The sequence below is a fragment of the Hymenobacter aranciens genome (assembly GCF_030580865.1).
GTDB lineage: Bacteria > Bacteroidota > Bacteroidia > Cytophagales > Hymenobacteraceae > Hymenobacter > Hymenobacter aranciens.
Map to the genome: position 1 here is coordinate 1 of NZ_JAUQSY010000003.1, position 19,177 is coordinate 19,177.

16 protein-coding genes are annotated in these 19,177 nt (G+C 60.8%); 7 read left to right on the plus strand and 9 right to left on the minus strand.

Annotation, left to right across the window (positions count from 1 at the left end; all coding sequences use genetic code 11):
- Positions 1-130: 130 nt before the first annotated feature.
- Positions 131-5,698: an alpha-2-macroglobulin family protein gene (locus tag Q5H93_RS04535; protein ID WP_305005310.1), complete on the minus strand. Its 5,568-nt coding sequence runs from the start codon at positions 5,696-5,698 to the stop codon at positions 131-133.
- A 137-nt stretch (positions 5,699-5,835) separates the two neighbouring features.
- Here Q5H93_RS04535 and Q5H93_RS04540 point away from each other — a divergent pair, with 137 nt between their 5' ends.
- Positions 5,836-6,702, plus strand: a complete 867-nt coding sequence (locus Q5H93_RS04540; protein ID WP_305005311.1) for a M28 family peptidase — start codon at positions 5,836-5,838, stop codon at positions 6,700-6,702.
- On the opposite strand, the gene Q5H93_RS04545 is transcribed toward Q5H93_RS04540, so the two are convergent.
- Positions 6,703-6,975 carry a DUF167 domain-containing protein gene (locus Q5H93_RS04545; RefSeq protein WP_305005312.1) on the minus strand — a complete coding sequence of 91 codons (273 nt, stop codon included), beginning with the start codon at positions 6,973-6,975 and terminating at the stop codon, positions 6,703-6,705.
- 62 nt (positions 6,976-7,037) lie between these two features.
- Positions 7,038-9,077, minus strand: coding sequence for a methionine--tRNA ligase (gene metG / locus Q5H93_RS04550; protein WP_305005313.1), 2,040 nt, complete (start codon positions 9,075-9,077; stop codon positions 7,038-7,040).
- A gap of 227 nt (positions 9,078-9,304) precedes the next feature.
- On the opposite strand from metG, the gene Q5H93_RS04555 reads away from it, so the two are divergent.
- Positions 9,305-9,916: a hypothetical protein gene (locus Q5H93_RS04555; RefSeq protein WP_305005314.1), complete on the plus strand. Its 612-nt coding sequence runs from the start codon at positions 9,305-9,307 to the stop codon at positions 9,914-9,916.
- Between the two features lie 94 nt (positions 9,917-10,010).
- Here the strand turns inward: Q5H93_RS04555 and Q5H93_RS04560 are convergent, their stop codons facing one another.
- The 3 genes from Q5H93_RS04560 to msrB all read right to left on the minus strand — a co-directional run bounded on the left by Q5H93_RS04560 (position 10,011) and on the right by msrB (position 11,936).
- Positions 10,011-10,361: a hypothetical protein gene (locus tag Q5H93_RS04560; protein WP_305005315.1), complete on the minus strand. Its 351-nt coding sequence runs from the start codon at positions 10,359-10,361 to the stop codon at positions 10,011-10,013.
- Positions 10,362-10,434: 73 nt separating this feature from the next.
- On the minus strand, positions 10,435-11,229 hold the full coding sequence (locus Q5H93_RS04565) for a DUF3050 domain-containing protein (RefSeq protein WP_305005316.1): 795 nt from the start codon (positions 11,227-11,229) through the stop codon (positions 10,435-10,437).
- Between the two features lie 155 nt (positions 11,230-11,384).
- On the minus strand, positions 11,385-11,936 hold the full coding sequence (gene msrB, locus Q5H93_RS04570) for a peptide-methionine (R)-S-oxide reductase MsrB (protein ID WP_305005317.1): 552 nt from the start codon (positions 11,934-11,936) through the stop codon (positions 11,385-11,387).
- A 241-nt stretch (positions 11,937-12,177) separates the two neighbouring features.
- Between msrB and typA the strand changes: the two genes are divergently transcribed.
- Together typA and Q5H93_RS04580 are read left to right on the plus strand one after the other, a co-directional pair.
- Entirely contained in the window at positions 12,178-13,989 is a 1,812-nt protein-coding gene (gene typA / locus Q5H93_RS04575; RefSeq protein ID WP_305005318.1) for a translational GTPase TypA, read from the plus strand.
- 103 nt (positions 13,990-14,092) lie between these two features.
- Complete coding sequence (locus tag Q5H93_RS04580) at positions 14,093-14,362, plus strand: hypothetical protein (protein WP_305005319.1); 270 nt, start codon at positions 14,093-14,095, stop codon at positions 14,360-14,362.
- A 118-nt stretch (positions 14,363-14,480) separates the two neighbouring features.
- Here Q5H93_RS04580 and Q5H93_RS04585 read toward each other — a convergent pair whose 3' ends face one another.
- From Q5H93_RS04585 to Q5H93_RS04595, 3 genes are all read right to left on the minus strand, one after another.
- Positions 14,481-14,756 (minus strand): acylphosphatase, encoded by a 276-nt coding sequence (locus Q5H93_RS04585; protein WP_305005320.1) that lies wholly within the window; start codon positions 14,754-14,756, stop codon positions 14,481-14,483.
- Positions 14,757-14,777: 21 nt separating this feature from the next.
- A complete protein-coding gene (locus tag Q5H93_RS04590) occupies positions 14,778-15,632 on the minus strand; it encodes a hypothetical protein (protein ID WP_305005321.1) in 855 nt (284 codons plus the stop codon).
- A gap of 71 nt (positions 15,633-15,703) precedes the next feature.
- Entirely contained in the window at positions 15,704-16,531 is an 828-nt protein-coding gene (locus tag Q5H93_RS04595; protein ID WP_305005322.1) for a TrmH family RNA methyltransferase, read from the minus strand.
- Positions 16,532-16,613: 82 nt separating this feature from the next.
- Between Q5H93_RS04595 and Q5H93_RS04600 the strand changes: the two genes are divergently transcribed.
- From Q5H93_RS04600 to Q5H93_RS04610, 3 genes are read left to right on the plus strand one after another with little or no spacing between them, the layout of a single operon-like run.
- Positions 16,614-18,107, plus strand: coding sequence for a sensor histidine kinase (locus tag Q5H93_RS04600; RefSeq protein ID WP_305005323.1), 1,494 nt, complete (start codon positions 16,614-16,616; stop codon positions 18,105-18,107).
- Positions 18,108-18,112: 5 nt separating this feature from the next.
- Positions 18,113-18,523, plus strand: a complete 411-nt coding sequence (locus Q5H93_RS04605; RefSeq protein ID WP_305005324.1) for a response regulator — start codon at positions 18,113-18,115, stop codon at positions 18,521-18,523.
- Positions 18,524-18,568: 45 nt separating this feature from the next.
- Positions 18,569-18,691 (plus strand): hypothetical protein, encoded by a 123-nt coding sequence (locus Q5H93_RS04610; protein WP_305005325.1) that lies wholly within the window; start codon positions 18,569-18,571, stop codon positions 18,689-18,691.
- The last annotated feature ends 486 nt before the right edge of the window (positions 18,692-19,177 follow it).

Genomic DNA, 19,177 nt, shown 5'->3' on the forward strand with positions numbered 1-19,177 from the left:
CCGCCCCCCCTCACCCTCAACAGGCCCCCTTCCCCCCCCCTCCAGACCCCCCCCCCCCCCCCCCCCCCGGACCCCCCCCCCCCCCCCCCGCCCCCCAAAAAAAATATTCCGGCCCGGGCCAAAATACTTACTACCGCACCCGCACCACGCCCGCCCCATTGTAGGAGTGGTACTCGGCGTTGTACATGGCATCGGCGCTCACCGGGCCCAGCTTGAAGGTGCCCTTGCTCACGGCCCGCGCCAGGTAGTAGAACGACTTGGGCGAGGTGGTGGCAGTAGTGAAAAGGTTGATGCGGTCGTCGCGCACGTCCAGGTAGTCGGGCTGGGCGGCGTCCTTGGCCCAGTCGAGCTCGCGCAGGGCGCCGAGGCGCGGGTTTTCGATTTCGAGGCCCGCCGGCAGCAGGTCGGTGATGGCGACGTTTTTCACGGTGCCCGCCGCGTCGCCGGCTTCGAGGGTGATTTTAACCACCACAAGGTCATTCTGGCTGAAGGTGGGCACGTCCACCGGCTGGCCGGTGCGGGTGAGGAAGCTGCGGCGCACCTTGAGGTAGCTGTCTTCCTCGCGTACTTGGCCGCCGGCCGAAATGCCCTCCACTTCCCAGAAGTAGTAGAGGCTGCCCTTGCCCTTGGTGCTGAGGGTGAGGTTGCGGTTTTGCACGTTCGGCACCTTGAGGTCTTTACCGGAGAAGGTGCCGAGGGGCTTGCCGTCGGCCAGCACGGTGGCGGTGGCGGTGCTGCCGGCGTTGCGGCGGGCCACCTTGCCCAGGGCCAGCAGGGCGAAGGCGCGCTCCTGGGTGTTGAGCCAGCGGGCGTCCTTCATCTGGCGGCTGAGCTGGCGGGCCAGCACCGGGATTTGCGGGTTGTTGGGGTCGGTTTCGAGCAGGGCATTCAGCACGAGGCCCTCGTCGCGGATGGGCGAGTAGAACGAGCCGTCGAGGGCGCGGTCGGCGGCGCGCTCGCCGCCGAAGCGGCCCGGCAGCAGGGCCCGGAACTGGCGCTGGTTGCCGAGCAGGCCCTGGGTGCAGGCCAGCAGGAATTTCGAGTCTTCGGCCAGCAGCTGGCGGTTGGCCTTGTAGTAGTTCATGGCCACGGCATCCTGGCGGCCGGCCAGGGCCAGCACGTAGAGCGAGTAGGCAATTTCCTTGCTGGCGATGGTGCGCTCGCGGGCAATTCCGCCCGTGTCGAAGTAGCGGTAGGGTTCGGTTTCGCGCTTCTTGAGGCGGAATTGCAGGTAGCGCAGCACCTTGTCGAGCGTCGCGGTATTGACGGCGAAACCGGCGCGCTGGGCCTCCTGCAGGAAGTGGGCGGCGTAGGCCGTGGCCCACCAGTTGTCGTAGTCGCCGCCCGGCCAGTAGCTCAGGCTGCCGTTGTAGAGCTGCATACTCTCAATCTTGCGGATGGCCTCCTGCACGTGGTAGTTGGGGTTGTAGCGCTGGGCCTTGGCGGCCTTGCCGGTTTGCTGCTGCAGGGTGCCGGCCAAATCGCCGTAGTACAGCTGCGGGAAGGCGGCCGAAGTGGTTTGCTCCAGGCAGCCGTAGGGGTATTGCAGCAGGTAGCGCAAATCCTTGCTGAACTCGGCCAGCGGCGAGCGGCTCACCACCAGCCAGCTGGTCAGCGAGCCCGGCAGGAAGTCGGTTTTTAGGTCGAGCGGGGCCCTCCCCGACCACGAATACCAGCTATCCCCGCCGACCACTACGCCGCTGCCGGTGCGCTTTTCGAGCGGCGCGGCCGGGCGGATGGGCAGATTAATTTCCTCAGAGAAGGTTTCTGAGGCAGCCGCCCCTGCACTTTTAGCCGTTGCTATAACTGCCAAGCTGGCTTCTCCAATACCATCACCTACCTTCAAATGGAAGGTAAAACGGCCTTCTGACTTAGGAGCCACTGATAAGGTGAAGACCCTTGGCGTGACTACCCGGGAGCTGAGGGTATCTCTGACTGGTGCTGCCGCCAGTTTGAGAAGCTTGCTAAGCTCCAGGTTGGTTGTTATAACCATTTTCTTACTGGTGGTATTCGTGAAAGTCACCGGCACGGTAAGACTGTCGCCCGGGCTAGCAAACCGTGGCAGCGCCGTACTGATAACCACCGGGTCGGCCACCTTCATCTCGTGCTCGGCCGAGCCGAAGGCATCGTCCTTATATGCCACGGCCATGAGGCGCAGCGCCCCCGAAAACTGCGGCACCCGCAGCTTGTAGCGCACTTTGCCGTCGGCATCGGCGGTGAGCACGCCGCTCCACTTGGCCACCAGCTTCACCCGGCGGTTGGGCACGGGCGTGGTGCGGCGGCCGTACTCGGAGGCGTCGCCTCCCGTGCTACTGCTGCCCAGCTCCGGCAGCAGGAAGGGGTACACATCGTAGGCCGATACTTCCAGGGCGCGCTTCTGGTAGAAGTAGCCGTAGGGGTCGGGCGTGCGGTAGTTCTTGATTTGCAGGATGCCCTCGTCCACGATGGCCAGCGTCACCTGGGCGCGGGGGGCGGTGCTCACCTCCACCGTCTGCCACACCTGCGAGCGGCTGGCGGCCGGCGCCTTGATGGCCACGGCCAGCCTGGCCTCCGGCTTGGCCACCGTCAGCGGCACGAAACCGCGGGCCACGGTCAGCGGCAGGCGGTTGTCGGTAATGGCCCGGATGGCGGTGGCCGTCACGTACACGTTGGGCACGTGCTCGGCCTTGATGTCGATTTTGACCTCGGCCGATTTCTGGTCGGTGTTCACGTAGAAGTGTTGCAGCAATTTGCCGCGCTCCACCGTCACCAGGATGCGCCCGGCAAACGGCGATTTCAGCAGCAGCTTGGCCGTTTCGCCCGGCTCGTAGCTGGCCTTGTCGGGCTCGATGCTCACCTCGCCCTCGTTGTTCACCTCAAACGAATTCGCCTGCGTGTCGCCGTAGCCGTAGGCGTAGAAACTCTGCGCCACGTAGCTGGCCGCGCCCGGCCGGCTCACCCGCACCTCGTACTCGCCCGAATACATCGGCGTGAAGCTGAAGCTCGAATTGGCGCCCACGTTCATCGGCTTATTCAGAATGACTTGCTCGCGCTGCTGCGAATTGTACACGTAGCGCCCGCCCTGGCGCTCCAGCACCGTTTCCCACAGCAGCCGCACCACCCGCACCTGCGCCGGGGCCGCCGTGGGCGCGCCCTTGGGCGTGAGGGCCACCAGCCGCACCGGCACCGCCTGCCGCGTGCTCACCAGGTCGCTCACCCGCCCGATGCCGAACATCGTGCTCTGCGTCTGCACCTCGAAGGTCGCCAGCCGGTTCACCGGCCGCCCGGTTTCGTCAAACACCGTGGCGAAGGCCGTGCCCTCCAGCGTGCCGAGGTCGGGGTAGTCGGGTACCGTATAAGTGGCCATGCCCTGGCCGTTGGCGTCGGTTTCGCCCTCGCGCACGGTCTTCTCGAAGCGCGACACCGGCGAGGGGATTTCCTCGTAGCGGTTGCGCCGCCGCTCGCCGGTGTTGATGGCGAAGTCGAAGTTCTCGTATTTCTTGGGGGCAAAAACTTTCTCTTTCAGCGAAAACTCTACCTCGTATTTCCGGTCCGAAGCCGGCGGGCCGAAGAGGTTGGTGGCCGTCAGGCGGGCCGTCACGTCCTGCCCGGGCTTGAGCACGGTGGGGGAAGCCGTCACCACCAGCTTCAGCCGGTCGGGGATGAATTCCTCCACGCTGATTTGCCGCGAGGTCAGCAGCACGTCGTTGCCGGTCAGCACTTCCAGGGTGTAGAGGCCGGTCATGATGCTCGGCGGCAGGATGAAGCGGCTCTCGAACGAGCCCGCCGCCGTGAGCTTGGGCCGCAGGGCGGCGTATTCCTTGCCGGTGGGCAGCAGCAGGCGGATTTTCATGGGCAGCCCGGCGGGGGGCGTCTGCCAGTCCTCGGTCCGCACGATGGTGTTGGTGCGCACCGTGTCGCCGGGCCGGTACAAGTCCCGGTCGCCGTACAAGAAAGCCTGGTAGCGCGCCGCGTTCGATTGCAGCCCGCCCACCTCGAAGCGCGAGGTTTCCACCCGGCTGCGGCTCATGTCCAGAAAGGTAAAGTCGGCGTCCTTCACCGCCGTAATCATGCCCAGCTTGAAGCGGTGCTGCAAGGTCACGGAGTCAAATTCGGCCACGCCGGCCGCGCTGGTCGTGGTCGTGCCTACAATCTGGTTGTTGGTACTCACCAGGTTCACGGTCAGCCCGCTCAGCGGCTCGGCCGCCCGCAGCGAGTTGGCAAATACGGTGATGCCGCTGGCACTCTCCTTCACGATGAGGCCCACGTCGGTCACGGCCACCAGCTTGCTCACCTGCAGCCATTGCCGCTCGGTGTCCTGCACCCGCACCACGTACAGCCCCTTCATCGGCCCTTGAAACTCCAGGTCTTTCAAGCTCAGGTTCAGCAGCCGCAGCCCCGCCTGCTTCGGCAACGCATCCACCGACACGGTGCGCTCGGACAGGATGTCGCCGAGGTTTTCGGTTTCGTAGTAGCGGTAGCTGTGGTCCACGTAGCCGCCCTCGCCGTCTTCCTCATCACCGCCTTCGTACTCGCTGCCGCCTTCCTCGTCGTAATTGTAGCCGTACTGCTCGCCGCTCCGCAGCAGCGCCTGAATGTTGTTGGCGTACACCTTGGCGATGGTCACCTTTACCTTGGCCACCTCGTTGATGCGCAAGCCCAGGTTGCGGTTGCCATTCGCCCCCAGGTACATGGCCTTCTCGCCATTGGTAAAGCTGATGCTCGGCCGCTCCGCGCCAAACGAAACCGCCTGGCTGTAGGCACTAGTCAGCACGCCGCCCAGCAGGCCGCGCGTGCCCGCCGCCAGTCCAATCTGATAAGTCTTGCCCACCTCGAAGCCGCCCTTGAGCGTGAAGCCGCTCTCCAGCGCCTCCACCGCAAAAGCCACCGCCGGCGTCACCGTCAATTGATTCTGAATGTCGGCCACCGCCACCGGCTGGCTGGTGAGCACCGTCACCACCGGCTCGGCGTTGAGCAGCGCGCCCGTCAGCTCGCGCACTTCCAGCGCCGACTGGTCGGGCACCTGCACCTGGGCCGTGAGCGGCTTCTCGGTAGCCGTGGAGCCGGCCGCCGGCTTCAGCCCCGGCGCCACCTCCACTTCTACCGGCGAGCCGGTGCGCACCTCCTGCATAAACGTTACCGCCACCATCTTATCCGGCTCCGCCGAGCTGATTTCTACTGCTACCGGCTTGCCGTCCTGGGTCACTTTCAGGCGCGAGCGCAGGTCGGCCGGCCGCACGGGGTAGTTGAATACCAAGTTGGCCCGCAGCTCGGCCGTACCCGTGGCGCGAGCCGAGCGGCCGTAAAACGCCTGCGGGTCGCCCATCTGCAGGTAGGGCGTGTGGAATTTCGCGCGGTTGAGCGCCAGCTTCTGCTTGCCGCTGGGCATGGCCTGTGGGCGCAGCGCGGCGTTAAAAACCGTGCTGGGCCGGAAGGGTTCCAGCGGCGAAAACGTCAGCTCCCGGTCGCCGGTCCACTTGAATTTGCCGCGCACGTTGGGCGAAAACGTGACGTAGCGCGTGGTGTCCCAGCGGTTCAATTGCGCGTCGTCGACCACCTTTTCATCGAAGGTGAACACGAGATTGGAGTATGGGTCGATTTCCTCGCCGTCGCCCTTAGCGGTTTCGGCGGCCTGCTCCTCGGCCGTCTTTTTGGAGCACGAAAAGGTGGCCGTCAGCAACATCAGCAGCAACGGCAAAAAGCGGTAACGCACCAGCATAGGGGAAGGGGGTGAGAATTTGGCCGGAAGGTAAGGCACCAGCCGCGGTTTAGCATTAAGCCCGCGTTAAATTAGGATTTGCCAAGCTCAATTCCGGCCGTAGAGTAGTAGATTGGCGGCTCACTTACGAGAATACCATGCCTGCCGACCATAACCGCCTCTACGCCGATGTTGCTTTTCTTACCGCCTTGCAGCCGGCCCGCAACTGCTACAACCTGGAGTCGCTCAACCGCGCCGCCGATTACCTGAAAGCCGCGTTCGAAGAGCTGCGATGTAACGTCACGGAGCAGCAGTTTGAGGCTGACGGCCGGCAGTACCGTAATATCATCGCCTCCTTTGGGCCGCCCGCTGCCGACCGCATTGTGGTGGGCGCGCACTACGATGTGTGCGGCGACCAACCAGGCGCCGACGACAACGCCAGCGCCGTGGCGGGCCTGCTCGAAACGGCGCGTCTGCTGAATGAGCATCAGCCTGCGTTGGGATACCGGGTTGATTTTGTGGCTTATCCCAACGAGGAGCCACCTTATTTCGCTACCGATTACATGGGTAGTGCCGTGCACGCGGCAGCCCTGCACCAAGCCGGGGTGGCGGTGCGCGCCATGCTCTGCTATGAGATGATTGGCTATTTCAGCAACGAGCCAAACTCCCAGCTTTTCCCGAATGAAGCCCTCGCCAGCCAGTTTCCCAGCATTGGTAATTTTATCATCGTGGTGGGCAAAACCGGTCAGGAAAGCTTCACCCAGCGCGTGCAGCAACTGATGCAGGCTCAGGCAGCCATCGACGTACAGCACGTCAATCTGCCGGAAGAACTGGCACTGTCTAAACTATCCGACCACCGCAATTACTGGCGCTACGGCTACGATGCCGTCATGATTAACGACACTTCCTTTCTACGCAATCCACACTATCACCAGCCCACCGACACCATCGATACATTGGATTTTAATCGAATGGCCGAAGTAGTGAACGGCACCTACGGTGCCCTGCTGGGCCTGATGGAATAGCTAGTGAGCGTGGGCCAATACCTGCTGCAGACGTGCCTGACCCTCCGCTTCATCTAGGTCGATGCCCACTTTCTTGAACGGCGCCGTGTGCCCGCTCAGCAATTCCACTTGGCTTTTACTCACCCCAAACACCTGCGCCAGATACGCCAGCAGGCAGGCGTTGGCCTTGCCATCCTGCGCGGGCGCTTTCAGGCGCACTACCAGCGAGCCGTCGGCCGCCCGCAGCAGCACATTGGCCGAGGCATTGGGTTTGGCGCGGAGGTGGATGTGCATGGGATGAGGTTTGGTTAAAAAGAACTGTCATGCTGAACGCAGTGAAGCATGACAGCCGAGACTTAATTAATTCCGCTGCCATTGCGCACCGGCTGCCCCGGCTGCATCAGCGCCAGCGAGCCATCAGCATTCTCCGCCAGCAGCAGCATGCCCTGACTCTGAATGCCTTTAATCTCACGCGGGGCTAGGTTCAGCAGCACCTGCACCTGTTGCCCAATCAGCGCTTCGGGAATAAAATATTCCGCGATGCCGCTCACAATGGTGCGCTGGTCGAGGCCGGTGTCCACGGTCAGCTTCAGCAGCTTCTTGGTTTTGGCTACTTTCTCGGCGGCGATAATCGTCCCCACGCGCAAATCAATGTGCTGAAACTGCTCGAAGGAAATATTTTCCTTGGCCGCTACCACCGGCGCATTGGCCAGTTGGTTGGCCTTTTTGGTATCGAGCAGTTTCTGCACCTGCGCTTCCACTGTGGCATCTTCAATTTTGCCAAATAGCAGTGCGGGCTCCTGCAGTTGCAGCCCGGCCGTCAGCGCATTTAGCTGCGCCGCGCTGTCCCACTTGCCCAGCGGAATATTCAGCATGTTGCTCAGCTTGTGGGCTGATTCGGGCAGGAAGGGCTCCAGCAGCGGCGCCAGCGCGGCCGCAATTTGCAGCGCTACGTGCAGCACCGTGCCCGTGCGCCCGGCATCGGTTTTAATTAAATGCCAGGGCTGCGTATCGGCCAGATATTTATTTCCCAGGCGCGCCAAATTCAGTACTTCCGCCAGCGCATCGCGGAAACGGTAATTCTCAATCAGCTCACCGATTTTCGCCGGAAATTCTGCCGCTTGTTTCAGCGTCTCCTGGTCCGAATCAGTTAATTCGCCCTGCGCCGGCACTTTGCCTTCGAAAAACTTGTGCGTCAGCACGGCGGCGCGGTTCACAAAATTGCCCAGCGTAGCGACCAGTTCGTTATTATTCCGCGCCTGAAAATCCTTCCAGGTGAAGTCGTTGTCTTTCGTCTCGGGCGCGTTGGCGCACAATACGTAACGTAGTACGTCGGCCTGCCCAGGGAAATCGGCCAAGTACTCGTGTAGCCACACAGCCCAGTTGCGCGAGGTACTGATTTTGTCGCCCTCCAGGTTCAGGAATTCATTCGCCGGCACATTGTCCGGCAAAATGTAGTCGCCGTACGCCTTCAGCATCGTGGGGAAAATGATGCAGTGAAATACAATATTGTCCTTGCCGATGAAATGCACCAATTTGCTTTCCGGGTCCTTCCAGTAAGTTTCCCATTCTTCGGGGAAGGCTTCCTTGGTGGCCGAGATGTAGCCGATGGGCGCATCAAACCACACGTACAGGACTTTGCCCTCGCCGCCGGGCACCGGCACGGGCACACCCCAGTCGAGGTCGCGCGTCACGGCGCGAGGGTGCAGGCCCTGGTCAATCCACGATTTGCACTGGCCGTACACGTTGGTTTTCCAATCACTTTTGTGGCCTTCCACAATCCATTCGCGCAGCCAGGGCTCGTACTGGTCGAGGGGCAAAAACCAGTGCTTGGTATCGCGCAGCACGGGCGGCGCGCCGCTCAGCATCGAGCGCGGGCTAATTAATTCCGTGGGGCTGAGAGAGGTGCCGCAACGCTCACACTGGTCACCGTAGGCGTTTTCATTGCCGCAATTCGGACAAGTACCCACGATGTAGCGGTCGGCCAGAAATTGCTGAGCCTTTTCGTCGTAGTACTGCTGTGTGGTTTGCTCGATGAATTTGCCTTCCTCGTACAGCTTTTTGAAAAAGCCGCTCGAAACTTCGGCGTGCGTTTTCGACGAAGTGCGCGAATACACATCAAAGGAAACGTGGAAATCCTGGAACGAGTCGCGAATCAGGGCGTGATATTTATCAACCACTTGCTGCGGCGTCACGCCTTCTTTCTGGGCCCGGATGGTAATGGGCACGCCGTGCTCATCGGAGCCGCAAATAAATTTTACGTCGCGGCCCACCGAGCGCAGGTAGCGGGTATAAATATCGGCTGGTAAATACACACCGGCCAGGTGGCCAATATGCACGGGACCATTAGCATACGGCAGGGCAGCGGTGACAGTGTAACGTTTGGGTAAAGCCATTTTTAGGGAAGAAACAGGTTTGCTTTTGGCTGCAATTGCCAGTTGGAAGCGTCTGTTTTTAATTAAATCAGAATTAATTTCTTGAGCTGCTGAAAAATAAATTAACAAAAAACGCTATTCAGTCGTTTGATGCCTGTTCAGCGGCTTGTTATTCGGTTATTTGCAGTCGAATGTGAGTCAGCCGAAATATTACCCCCGTCTTAACCCTTATCAACCATTCTTTACGCATGAAAAAACCTGCTCAAGCGGCTCCGGAAAAGGAGAAGCGCGCCAAGCGCACACCGGAAGAAAAAGCGGCCCGCAAATCGGAACGCAAATCGGATAAAGTAGCCCGCCGCGCTTCGGCCGACCTCGCGGATGACCGCGCCGCAAACAAAGCCAGCCAGAAAAAATCGCTCAAGTCGGCAGCCAAGCAGCTCCAGAAGGAACTTGACAAGCGCATGAGCGAAGTTGTGACTCGCATCCGCAAAGAAACGAAAGCGAAGCTGAAGGATGTCGTGAAGGAGGCCACCCGCCGCCTCGACCTCGATACCGAACGCATGTTCGAGCAGGCCCTGCACACCATCGTGCAGCACTACGATTCGGTGAGCACCACGCCCACCGCGGCCGAAACCAGCGCCCCCGCCGCCGAAGCCCCGACGAAGCAGCGCCGCCCCCGCCGCACTACTGCTGAGGTGAAAGAAGCCGCCGCTGCCGCTCCCAAACGGCGCGGCCCCAAGCCCGGCACCCCCGCCACCGGCGCCAAGCGCGGCCCCAAGCCCCGCGTGCAACTGGCCCCGGAGGCCAATGACGTAACCAACTCGGCCGACAGCCCGGGCACCGGTGAAGTAAGCGCATAATTGCGTCATGAGTTAAAAATCAGGAGTTATGAGTTGGGAGACAAAAGCGGTGCTCTCAACTCATAACTCCTGATTTTTAACTCATAACCCAACTCTAGCGTCGCATCGTGTCTGGTAGCGGCGAGCTGTAATCGAGGCGCCGGAGACGGGTTTCGGGCGTGGTATTGTTGGCGTCGTTGGTGTTCACATTTTCGACGCGCTTACGGCGGTTGATATCGGCGGCCTGCTCGCCGAGGCGCATGCGGTTGGGCGTAGCGTCGGGTACGGCGGGGGCCACGCCGTTGTTGTTATAGATGGCGCGGCGGTCGGCGTCGGTGCGCACTTCGGTAGGGATGCCGGTGCTGGGCGCGGCCGTTTCGCCCGATTGCTCGGTGGCGGTGCAGGCGGCCAGCAGCGCCAGCGCGGCTACTGGAATAAGACGAGAAAAAACGGGCAGGAAAGTCATAATTAGGAAAAAGGCCGCCCGAATACCGGGCAACCCTCCTGAAACGTATGCCGGGCCGGGCAAGTTCGGGGGACTAGGCCGCCAATGCCGGCTGGGTGTGAGTGGGTTTGATGCCGTCCCAGAGTATCATGCGGGCCTCCATGCAGCGGATGGCTACCTGCTGGCAATCCTGCCAGCACTGCGGGTCGTCGCCGCATAGCTCGCGTACCATCTGCTGCGCCAGGGGAGCATGTACTTCCTCATCCAGCTCAATATGACGGTCAAGGTAGTAAGTAAACGTGTCGAGCCGGCCCGGAAACTTATCGCGCAATTCGCCAACCAGCTGCCGGAACATGGCCGGAATTACATCTTCCCGCCCAAAGGTGAAGGCTGCAGCTACCAGACAACTGCGCCCGGTATTGATGATGGAAAACGTAGTTTCGACGAATTGCCGCACCGAGTTGGGCACTTGCGCCGCCGCCAGCGCCTCGCTCACAGAACGGCCGGCAGCCAGCGCCGCCAGCAGACGGCGGATAGGGCCGGTATCGGCGCCGCACTCGTCCATGGCCCGCAGATATAGTTCGAAGTGGCTGGCTGGCTGGCCGTGCTGGTCCACGTCACTTTCTTCTTCCAGTACAATTTCGTTAATCAGGCGGCGCGTCGCCGGGTTTTTGCTGGGCACCCAGGGTACTTCCACGCAGGTCAGGCCGCGCTGCAACGATTTCAGCAGCGACATAAAATCCCAGACGGCGAACACATGATGCTCCATGAAGCGCTGCAAATCGGGTAAGGTTTGCAGGCGGTAGTACAATCCATTATTCAACAGCACGCGTCGGGTCTGGGCTATTTCTTGTTGCAGAAAATGAATTGGGTCGTGAGAGTTACTCATCGGTAGTAGTAGAGAGAAGTATGATAGTAAGAAGCAAGAGCGCTAAGCAGCCATAAAGGTTGCTGCGCGAAGCGCAAGACTAACGCAGAAGCCCCCCGGCTTGGTTTGCCGGAGGGCCTCGATTTATACATTACCCCCGAAAAGTATCGTCGAGCTTACTTGGGCTCGAATTTCAGCGCGTCGCCGTCCATACAGTAGCGCTGGCCGGTGGGCTCGGGTCCGTCGTTGAATACGTGGCCGAGGTGGCCGCCGCACTTGGCACACACAATTGCGTCGCGGCTCATGCCGTAGCTTTCGTCCGATTTTACTTTCAGGCTGTTATCCGTAGCCGGCGCCCAGAAGCTGGGCCAGCCGGTGCCGGAATCGAATTTGGTGGCCGAGGTGAAGAGCAGGTTGTGGTCGGCGGCACAGTAGAAGTTGCCGGCGCGGTGCTCTTTGTGTAATGGATTGGAAAAAGCGCGCTCCGTACCTTCTTGCCGCAGAATGTAGTACTGTTTGGGAGAGAGCTGGGCTTTCCATTCCGCGTCGGTTTTGCGCACCGGGTATTCATCGGGTTTGCCAGTAACGGGCTTGGGCTGGAAGTATTTTTTTTCCTGCACCGTGGCACCGTGAGGGCCGGTAGCCACTTTGGTGGATTTGGAATTCTGGGAGCAGGCCGAGTTGAGCGTCAGCAGCGACACGAGGGCCAGCAGAAACGGGAATCGCATGGGAAAAGAGGCTTAAGGAATACCGGCACAACGTACGGCGCGGCAGTGCGGTTCGGTCTTGCGCGGCGCGGAAAAAAATGGCGGGGAACCTTCGCTAAGGCTCACGGCTTTAGGGCCAAGCTCTTGTATAATCAGAGCCTTGCCGTTGCGGGTGGCGGCAAAGCCTGGTTGTTAATCCTTGATTACCATAAGGATTTGCGCTAATTTCTCCGTACCTTTGCACCCGCAAAAACAGACCCTCATGGCTCAAAACATTCGTAATATTGCCATCATCGCTCACGTTGACCACGGCAAAACCACTCTCGTAGATAAAATTATCCACGCCTCCAAAATCTTCGACGCTCACCAGCAGTTCGATGACCTCATCCTCGACAACAACGACCTGGAGCGGGAGCGCGGCATTACCATCGTATCCAAAAACGTATCGGTTCGCTACAAAGACGTTAAAATCAACATCATCGACACCCCTGGTCACGCCGACTTCGGCGGCGAGGTGGAGCGGGTGCTGAAAATGGCCGACGGCGTGCTACTGCTGGTCGATGCCTTCGAAGGCGCCATGCCGCAGACGCGCTTCGTACTCGGCAAAGCCATCGATTTGGGCCTGAAACCCATCGTAGTAGTCAACAAAGTTGACAAAGAGAACTGCCGCCCCGACGAGGTGCACGAGCAGGTATTCGACCTCATGTTCAACCTCGGCGCCACCGAGGACCAGCTCGATTTCGTGACCCTCTACGGCTCGTCGAAGCAAGGCTGGATGAGCACCGACTGGAAAGAGAAAACCGACAGCATCGTGCCCCTGCTCGACGCCGTTATTGCCTCCATCCCGCCGGCGCCTTCCAACGAAGGCACGCCGCAAATGCAGGTGACCTCGCTCGACTACTCGTCGTTTGTGGGCCGTATTGCCATCGGCCGCGTGCAACGCGGTACGCTGAAAGAAGGCGCCCAAATGAGCCTCTGCAAAGCTGATGGCAGCATTAAAAAGGTTCGCATCAAGGAGCTGCAGATTTTCGAAGGTCTGGGCCGCGTGAAGGTAGGTGAAGTAGGCAGCGGCGAAATCTGCGCCGTGACCGGCATCGAAGGCTTCGACATCGGCGATACGCTAGCCGATGCCGAAAACCCCGAGCCGCTGGAGCGCATCAGCATCGACGAGCCGACGATGAACATGCTCTTCACCATCAACAACTCGCCGTTCTTCGGCAAGGAAGGTAAGTTCGTGACTTCGCGCCACCTGCGCGACCGTCTGTTCAAGGAAACCGAGAAAAACCTGGCCCTGCGCGTGCACGAAACCGACCGCGAGGACACCTTCCTGGTGTATGGCCGCGGCATTCTACACTTGTCGGTACTCATCGAAACGATGCGCCGCGAGGGCTACGAGCTGCAGCTCGGCCAGCCGCAGGTGCTCTATAAAGAGGACGACAACGGCAACCGCCTGGAGCCCGTGGAGCACTTGGTAGTGGACGTGCCCGAGGAAACCGCTGGTAAGGTTATCGAATTGGTGACCATGCGCAAAGGCGAGCTGACAATCATGGAGCCAAAGGGCGACCTGCAGCACCTGGAGTTCAATATTCCGAGCCGCGGCCTCATCGGCCTGCGCAACAACGTGCTGACCGCCACCGCTGGTGAGGCCATCATGAACCACCGCTTCGCCAGCTACGAGCCCTTCAAGGGCCAGATTCCGGGCCGCATCTCGGGCTCGCTGATTTCGCTGGAAAGCGGCCCCGGCACCGCCTACACCATCGACAAGATGCAGGACCGCGGCGTGTTCTTCATCGACCCGGGTGAGGAAGTGTACGGCGGCCAGGTAATCGGCGAGCACACCCGCCCGAACGACCTGACCATCAACATTCAAAAAGGTAAGAAGCTGACCAACATGCGCGCCAGCGGCACCGACGACAACGTGAAAATCGCGCCCAAGCGCCAGTTCTCGCTCGAAGATGCTATGGAGTACATTCAGAAGGATGAGTACCTGGAAGTGACGCCGAAATCGGTGCGCATGCGCAAGATTTTCCTCGATGAAAACGAGCGTCTGCGCTACGCTAAGTCTTCGGACTAAATAGCCTTAGGCAATTAAACAAAAAAAGGTGCGGCCGTTGGTCGCACCTTTTTTTGTCTAGCTTTCGTTACTACCTTGCGGGTATATTTTACTTTTTAATCTCATGGATGCCAACGGACGCAGCAAACGCGACTTACCCGAAGTAGTAGCTGAGATTCTCATTGAGCAGCATGCTATGCGCGAAGAAATAGGTGGTATGCGTCAAGAGATGCGTGAAGGGCAGGCAAGGATGGAACAGTTGTTCAACAACATGACCACGGCCATTCTGGAAGCTATGGACCGGCAAACTGCCCACTGTGGTGAGGTCAAAACTGACGTTGACGACCTGAAAACCCGCGTCACGAAATTGGAAAACCCCGGTGCGGCTGCCTAAGTGGTCGTGCGTTGCCACACGGCCTCAGCCATGCTCATATTGAGCGACTCGATGCGGTCTATCATTGGGATGATAATATTTTTGTAGCCAGCCTATTAGCAATAGGTTCATTGCTCGTTCAGCTGCGCCGCACTTCAAATGCTGTGTACTGCTGCATTTCGCCGCGCTGCACCTCTATTTTATCGACTCGCGCGACGGGTGGCCCATGCCGGCACCATTGCTCCAAGTGGTCGAGGGCCTCGGGCGAGCCTTCGGCCTCGATGGTGACGGTGCCATCCGCGTTGTTGCGGGCAAAGCCACAAAGGCCGAGCTTTTCGGCCAGCTTCCGGGTCGACTCGCGGAAGAAAACGCCCTGCACGCGGCCGTGGACGCGGATAGTTCGGTGTTCGCTCATGCTATGTTCTTACGCAAAGAGTTACGGCCGGGGTTTCCGCAGGCGCAGCGTCCAAGGGCTACCGGCGGGACGGGTCCACTCTACGAAGTTCAGCAATTCAACTTCATGCACGTAGATGCCGTCCAGCGTCAGGTTCTGCGGACTATGCGTATCGATATTGTATTCGCTGATAATTAATTGCGGTGCTGTCTTCGACTGGCGCCTCTGCCAGGCGCCGTCAACGTAAACACGCGGGTAACGCGTAGTGGTATCGGGGCTGTACAGGCGGGCTATTACGCGCCGGTCGGGCGAGAGCGAGTAAACAGGGGCATTGTTACCACCGATTGGCAAAGCCGGCAGCCACGTTGGTGAGGCTTGCATAGTGTTGAAATCGAGCAGTGTGCCGGTCTCGTCGTGGCCCGCCAGCCACAGCGCCGTGCCGTCGGCCAGCCAGCGGATAGAATAGCGCAGCAACATTCTGGGCGCCGGCCCCATACGTAGCCACACGGGCCCCGTAGTTGGCACACGCAGCAAAAACACTGAATCGGTGTTTGGGCATTGCGCCCGGACCAACCAGCGCGGCTCCGGGCCGGGCAGTCGCAGGCTTTGGGAAAAATACACCTGCTTACTGTCAGGCAAACAGGTGCCGGATGGCACCTGCAAGGCTTTATTATACAAAAACTCGGTGCGCAAGGTGTCGCGGTTCACCTCTATGAAAAACAGTAGGTTCGTTCTTCTAATTGTGTAACGCACGACCAGCGGCGCGGCCCGACGGTCATTGCGGATAATTTTGGCCGAGCCGCAGGCACCCAGCACTAAACCCGTAACCAGCCCCGCCAGCAATAAACGCGGCCATAGCGAGGCCGGCACGCAAAATCGAAGAAAAGAAGGCAGCATGGCCAAACGAACTGGTTAACGCTGGGCAAAATACGCCACATTCCTTAAGCTGCCAGCGTACTGCCGGCCACTCAGGCCAGCTTGCGCTGCCGCACGGCCTCGAAGGCCAGCACCGCCCCCGCCACGCTCACGTTGAGCGAGTCGATGCGGCCCATCATGGGAATGATAATGGTTTCGTCGCAAGCCTGTTGAGTGGCTGTGGTGAGGCCGTCGGCCTCGGTGCCCAGCACCAGGGCAGTAGGCGTGGTGAAGTCGTAGTTGGTGTAGGGCCGGGCCGTGGGCGTGAGCGCAGCAGCGTAGCTGCGAATCCCCTTCGCCCGCAGAAATTCCAGAATGGCCGACATCGGCGCCGCCACCGTGGGCACCGTGAACACGCAACCGATGCTGGCCCGGATGGCGTTGGGATTATACAAGTCGGTGCGCGGGTCGCCGATGAGCACGGCATCGACGGGCGCAGCGTCGGCGGTGCGCAGGATGGCGCCGAGGTTGCCGGGTTTTTCGACGGCTTCGAGCACCAGCAGAAGCGGGTTGGCGGGCAGGCGCAGGTCGGCGAGGGTGCTGTGCGGGGTGCGCAGCACGGCCAGGATGCCGTCGGAGCTTTCGCGGTAGGCTACTTTTTCGAAAACCGGGCGCGTGACCTCGAACCACTCCGGGGCGGGGCGCTGGGGCGCCAGCAGGCTTTGGATGGCGCGCTGGCCCGTTTCGCCGCCCAGCTCGGGGCAGGTGTAGAGGGCCGCCACGGTCACGCCCGCTTCTACCGCAATGGTCAGCTCGCGCAGGCCTTCCACCAGCGTGAGGCCCAATTCGCGGCGCTCGGCGGCTTTCTGCTGCAGGCGCAGGAGCTGCTTGATGCGCGGGTTTTGGGGGCTGCTGAGGCGGTCGGTGGGGGCGGGGAGCATGGGGCGAAGATACGGCCGCCGCCCGTGCAGCCCCAACCTTGCGGGCCGCCGGTGCGTTGAGCCCGCGCGTACCTTTAGCCCCATGCGAACCCAAACCGACCTGAAAATCCAACTTGGCTTTGCCATTGCCGTGGGGGTGCTGCTGCTCACCTCGGCGGCTTCGTTCTGGAGCATTCGCGGGCTGAGCCGGCAAACCACCCGCGTCGAGCATACTTACCAGGTACTGCAAGAGGTAGAGGCCATTACGGCCGTGCTGAAAGATGCCCAGGCCGGCATGCGCGGCTATCTGCTGACCGGCGATACGGCCTATTTGCGGCCGTACAGTCTGGCCTCGGGGCAGCTGCCGACCAGCCTGAAACGCGTGGATGAGCTAACCATCGACAACAGCCAGCAGCAGCTGCGGCTTGATTCGCTGCGCAGCCTGGTGGAGCAGGAGTTTCGCATCCTGCGGCCCCTTGTGGACCAGCAAGCCTCGATGGACCGGGCGGCGATGCGGACGCTGCTCGATACCGACCGGCAGACCATGAAGCAGGTGCGCATGGTGTACGGCCGCATCAGAATCAACGAGCTGGAGCTACTGGCCCAGCGCAGTGCCACGCAGGAGATTTTCGAGAAAGCCACGCCCATTGTGGTGCTGCTATCGGCCGTGCTGGCGGTGGTTATCGTGGTAGGGCTGGTGCGCAAAGTGGTGCGCGAGCTGGCCGACAACCGCCGCCTGCAGGCCGAGCTGGCCGCCGTGAACGCGGGCACGGAGCAGCGCATTGCCTCCATCCGCGAGCTGGCCGAGCAGGTGGTGCGCGGCGACTACACGGTAAAAATCTCAGATGCCGAGAAGGATAACCTCGGTAGCCTGGCTACGCTGCTCAACCGCATGACGCAGACGCTGCACGACAGCTTCGGCGCCCTCGAAAAGCGCAATAAGGAGCTCGACCAGTTTGCCTACGTGGCCTCGCACGACCTCAAAGCCCCGCTACGGGGCGTGAGCACTATTGTGAAATGGATTGAGGACGAGCTGGCCACCGAGCTGTCGCCCCAGATGCGCACGTACCTGGACCAGATGAAGGGCCGCCTGAACCGCCTCGACGACCTCATCAACGGCCTGCTGGCCTACGCCCGCGCTGGCCGCACCAACCAGCAGCACGAGCAGGTGGACGTGGCCCAATTGCTGCAGGATGTGCGCGAACTCGTGGTGCCGCCCGATTTTGAGCTGCGCATCGGCCCCAACATGCCTACCTTTGTGACGGACCGGCTAAGCTTGCAGCAAGTATTCACCAACCTGCTCAGCAACGCCGTGAAATACCACCACACCGGCCGCGGCCACCTGGCCGTGACGTGTGCCGATGCCGGCAATTATTACCAGTTCCGGGTGCAGGACGACGGCCCGGGCATTGCTCCCGAATACCACCAGAAGATATTTCTGCTCTTCCAGACCCTGCGCGACCGGCACACGGCGGAAAGCACCGGCATCGGGCTAAGCATCGTAAAGAAAATTATTGACGAACAAAAAGGCACTATTCAGGTAGAGTCGGCCGTGGGGCAGGGCGCCGCCTTCCTCTTTACCTGGCCGAAAAATTAAGCGCCATGCGTTCCGTACTGTTAGTAGAAGACGATATTTTTGACACGATGACGGCGGAGAAATCCTTCGCCAAGTTCAACGTGCCCCACCGGCTCTACACCGCTTTCAACGGTGAGGAAGCCCTTGATTTGCTGCTCGGCCGCAACGGCGTCGAGGCCATCCGGCCGCTGCCGGAGGTGATTCTGCTCGACCTCAACATGCCCCGCATGAACGGCGAGGAGTTTCTGACCGAGCTGCGCGCCAATGCGGAATTTCAGGCCATTCCGGTGTTCATCACCACTACGTCGGATATGGAAACCGACCGTAGCGCGGTCGAGGCCTTGGGCATCAGCGGCTACATTGTGAAGCCTCTGGACTTCGAAACCAGTTCCGACCTGGCCGACAGCCTGAGCTTGCTGGAGCAGCTGCTGAAATAAGCTCGCGGCCGCACAAATTGCCCGAATTTATGCTATTTGCGCCACATGGAATATCTACTGGTGTTGCCGGCCGGCGTAGCTGCGTACATTTACAGCGGTTTGCAGAAGCGCTTGGGGGAGCTGGAAGAACAGCTGCGGCAGCAAAACCAGCAGGCCGCCGAGCTGTAGCGGCTCCGGCAGCAGCTGGCGAAGCGCCTGGCTGCGGCCGCCGCGTCGCCGGAAGTAACGTCTGCGCCGGTCGTGTAGCCCGCGCCAGTATATAGCACCGCCAATAGTGGCTGCGGCACTAGTTGTTGAGTGCGAGCCTGCTGTTGTGGTACCATCACTGCCCGTACTGCTGTCGGCAGCAGAGCCAGCTAAAGTGTCCACTCCAGCGCTTACCGAGCTATTGTCCGAGCCGGTTTCAGGCACGCCGCCAGCCGCGCCGCCCGCATTGCTCAAGCCGCCGGCCCCCGTGGCCCCGCCCGAACCGACGTTCTGGGAACGCGCTTCGGCGCTGCTACTGGAGGACTGAACGGGCATTCTCGAGGCTGTTATTCTGGTGACGGGGGCTGGGTATTTATGCGGCCCTGCGAGTGACGCCTTTTGCGCGGTTCTGGTTTATTTCGGGCAGCGCGGCGGCGTTGCTGGGCGCGCGCTGGGCTTTGCGCAATC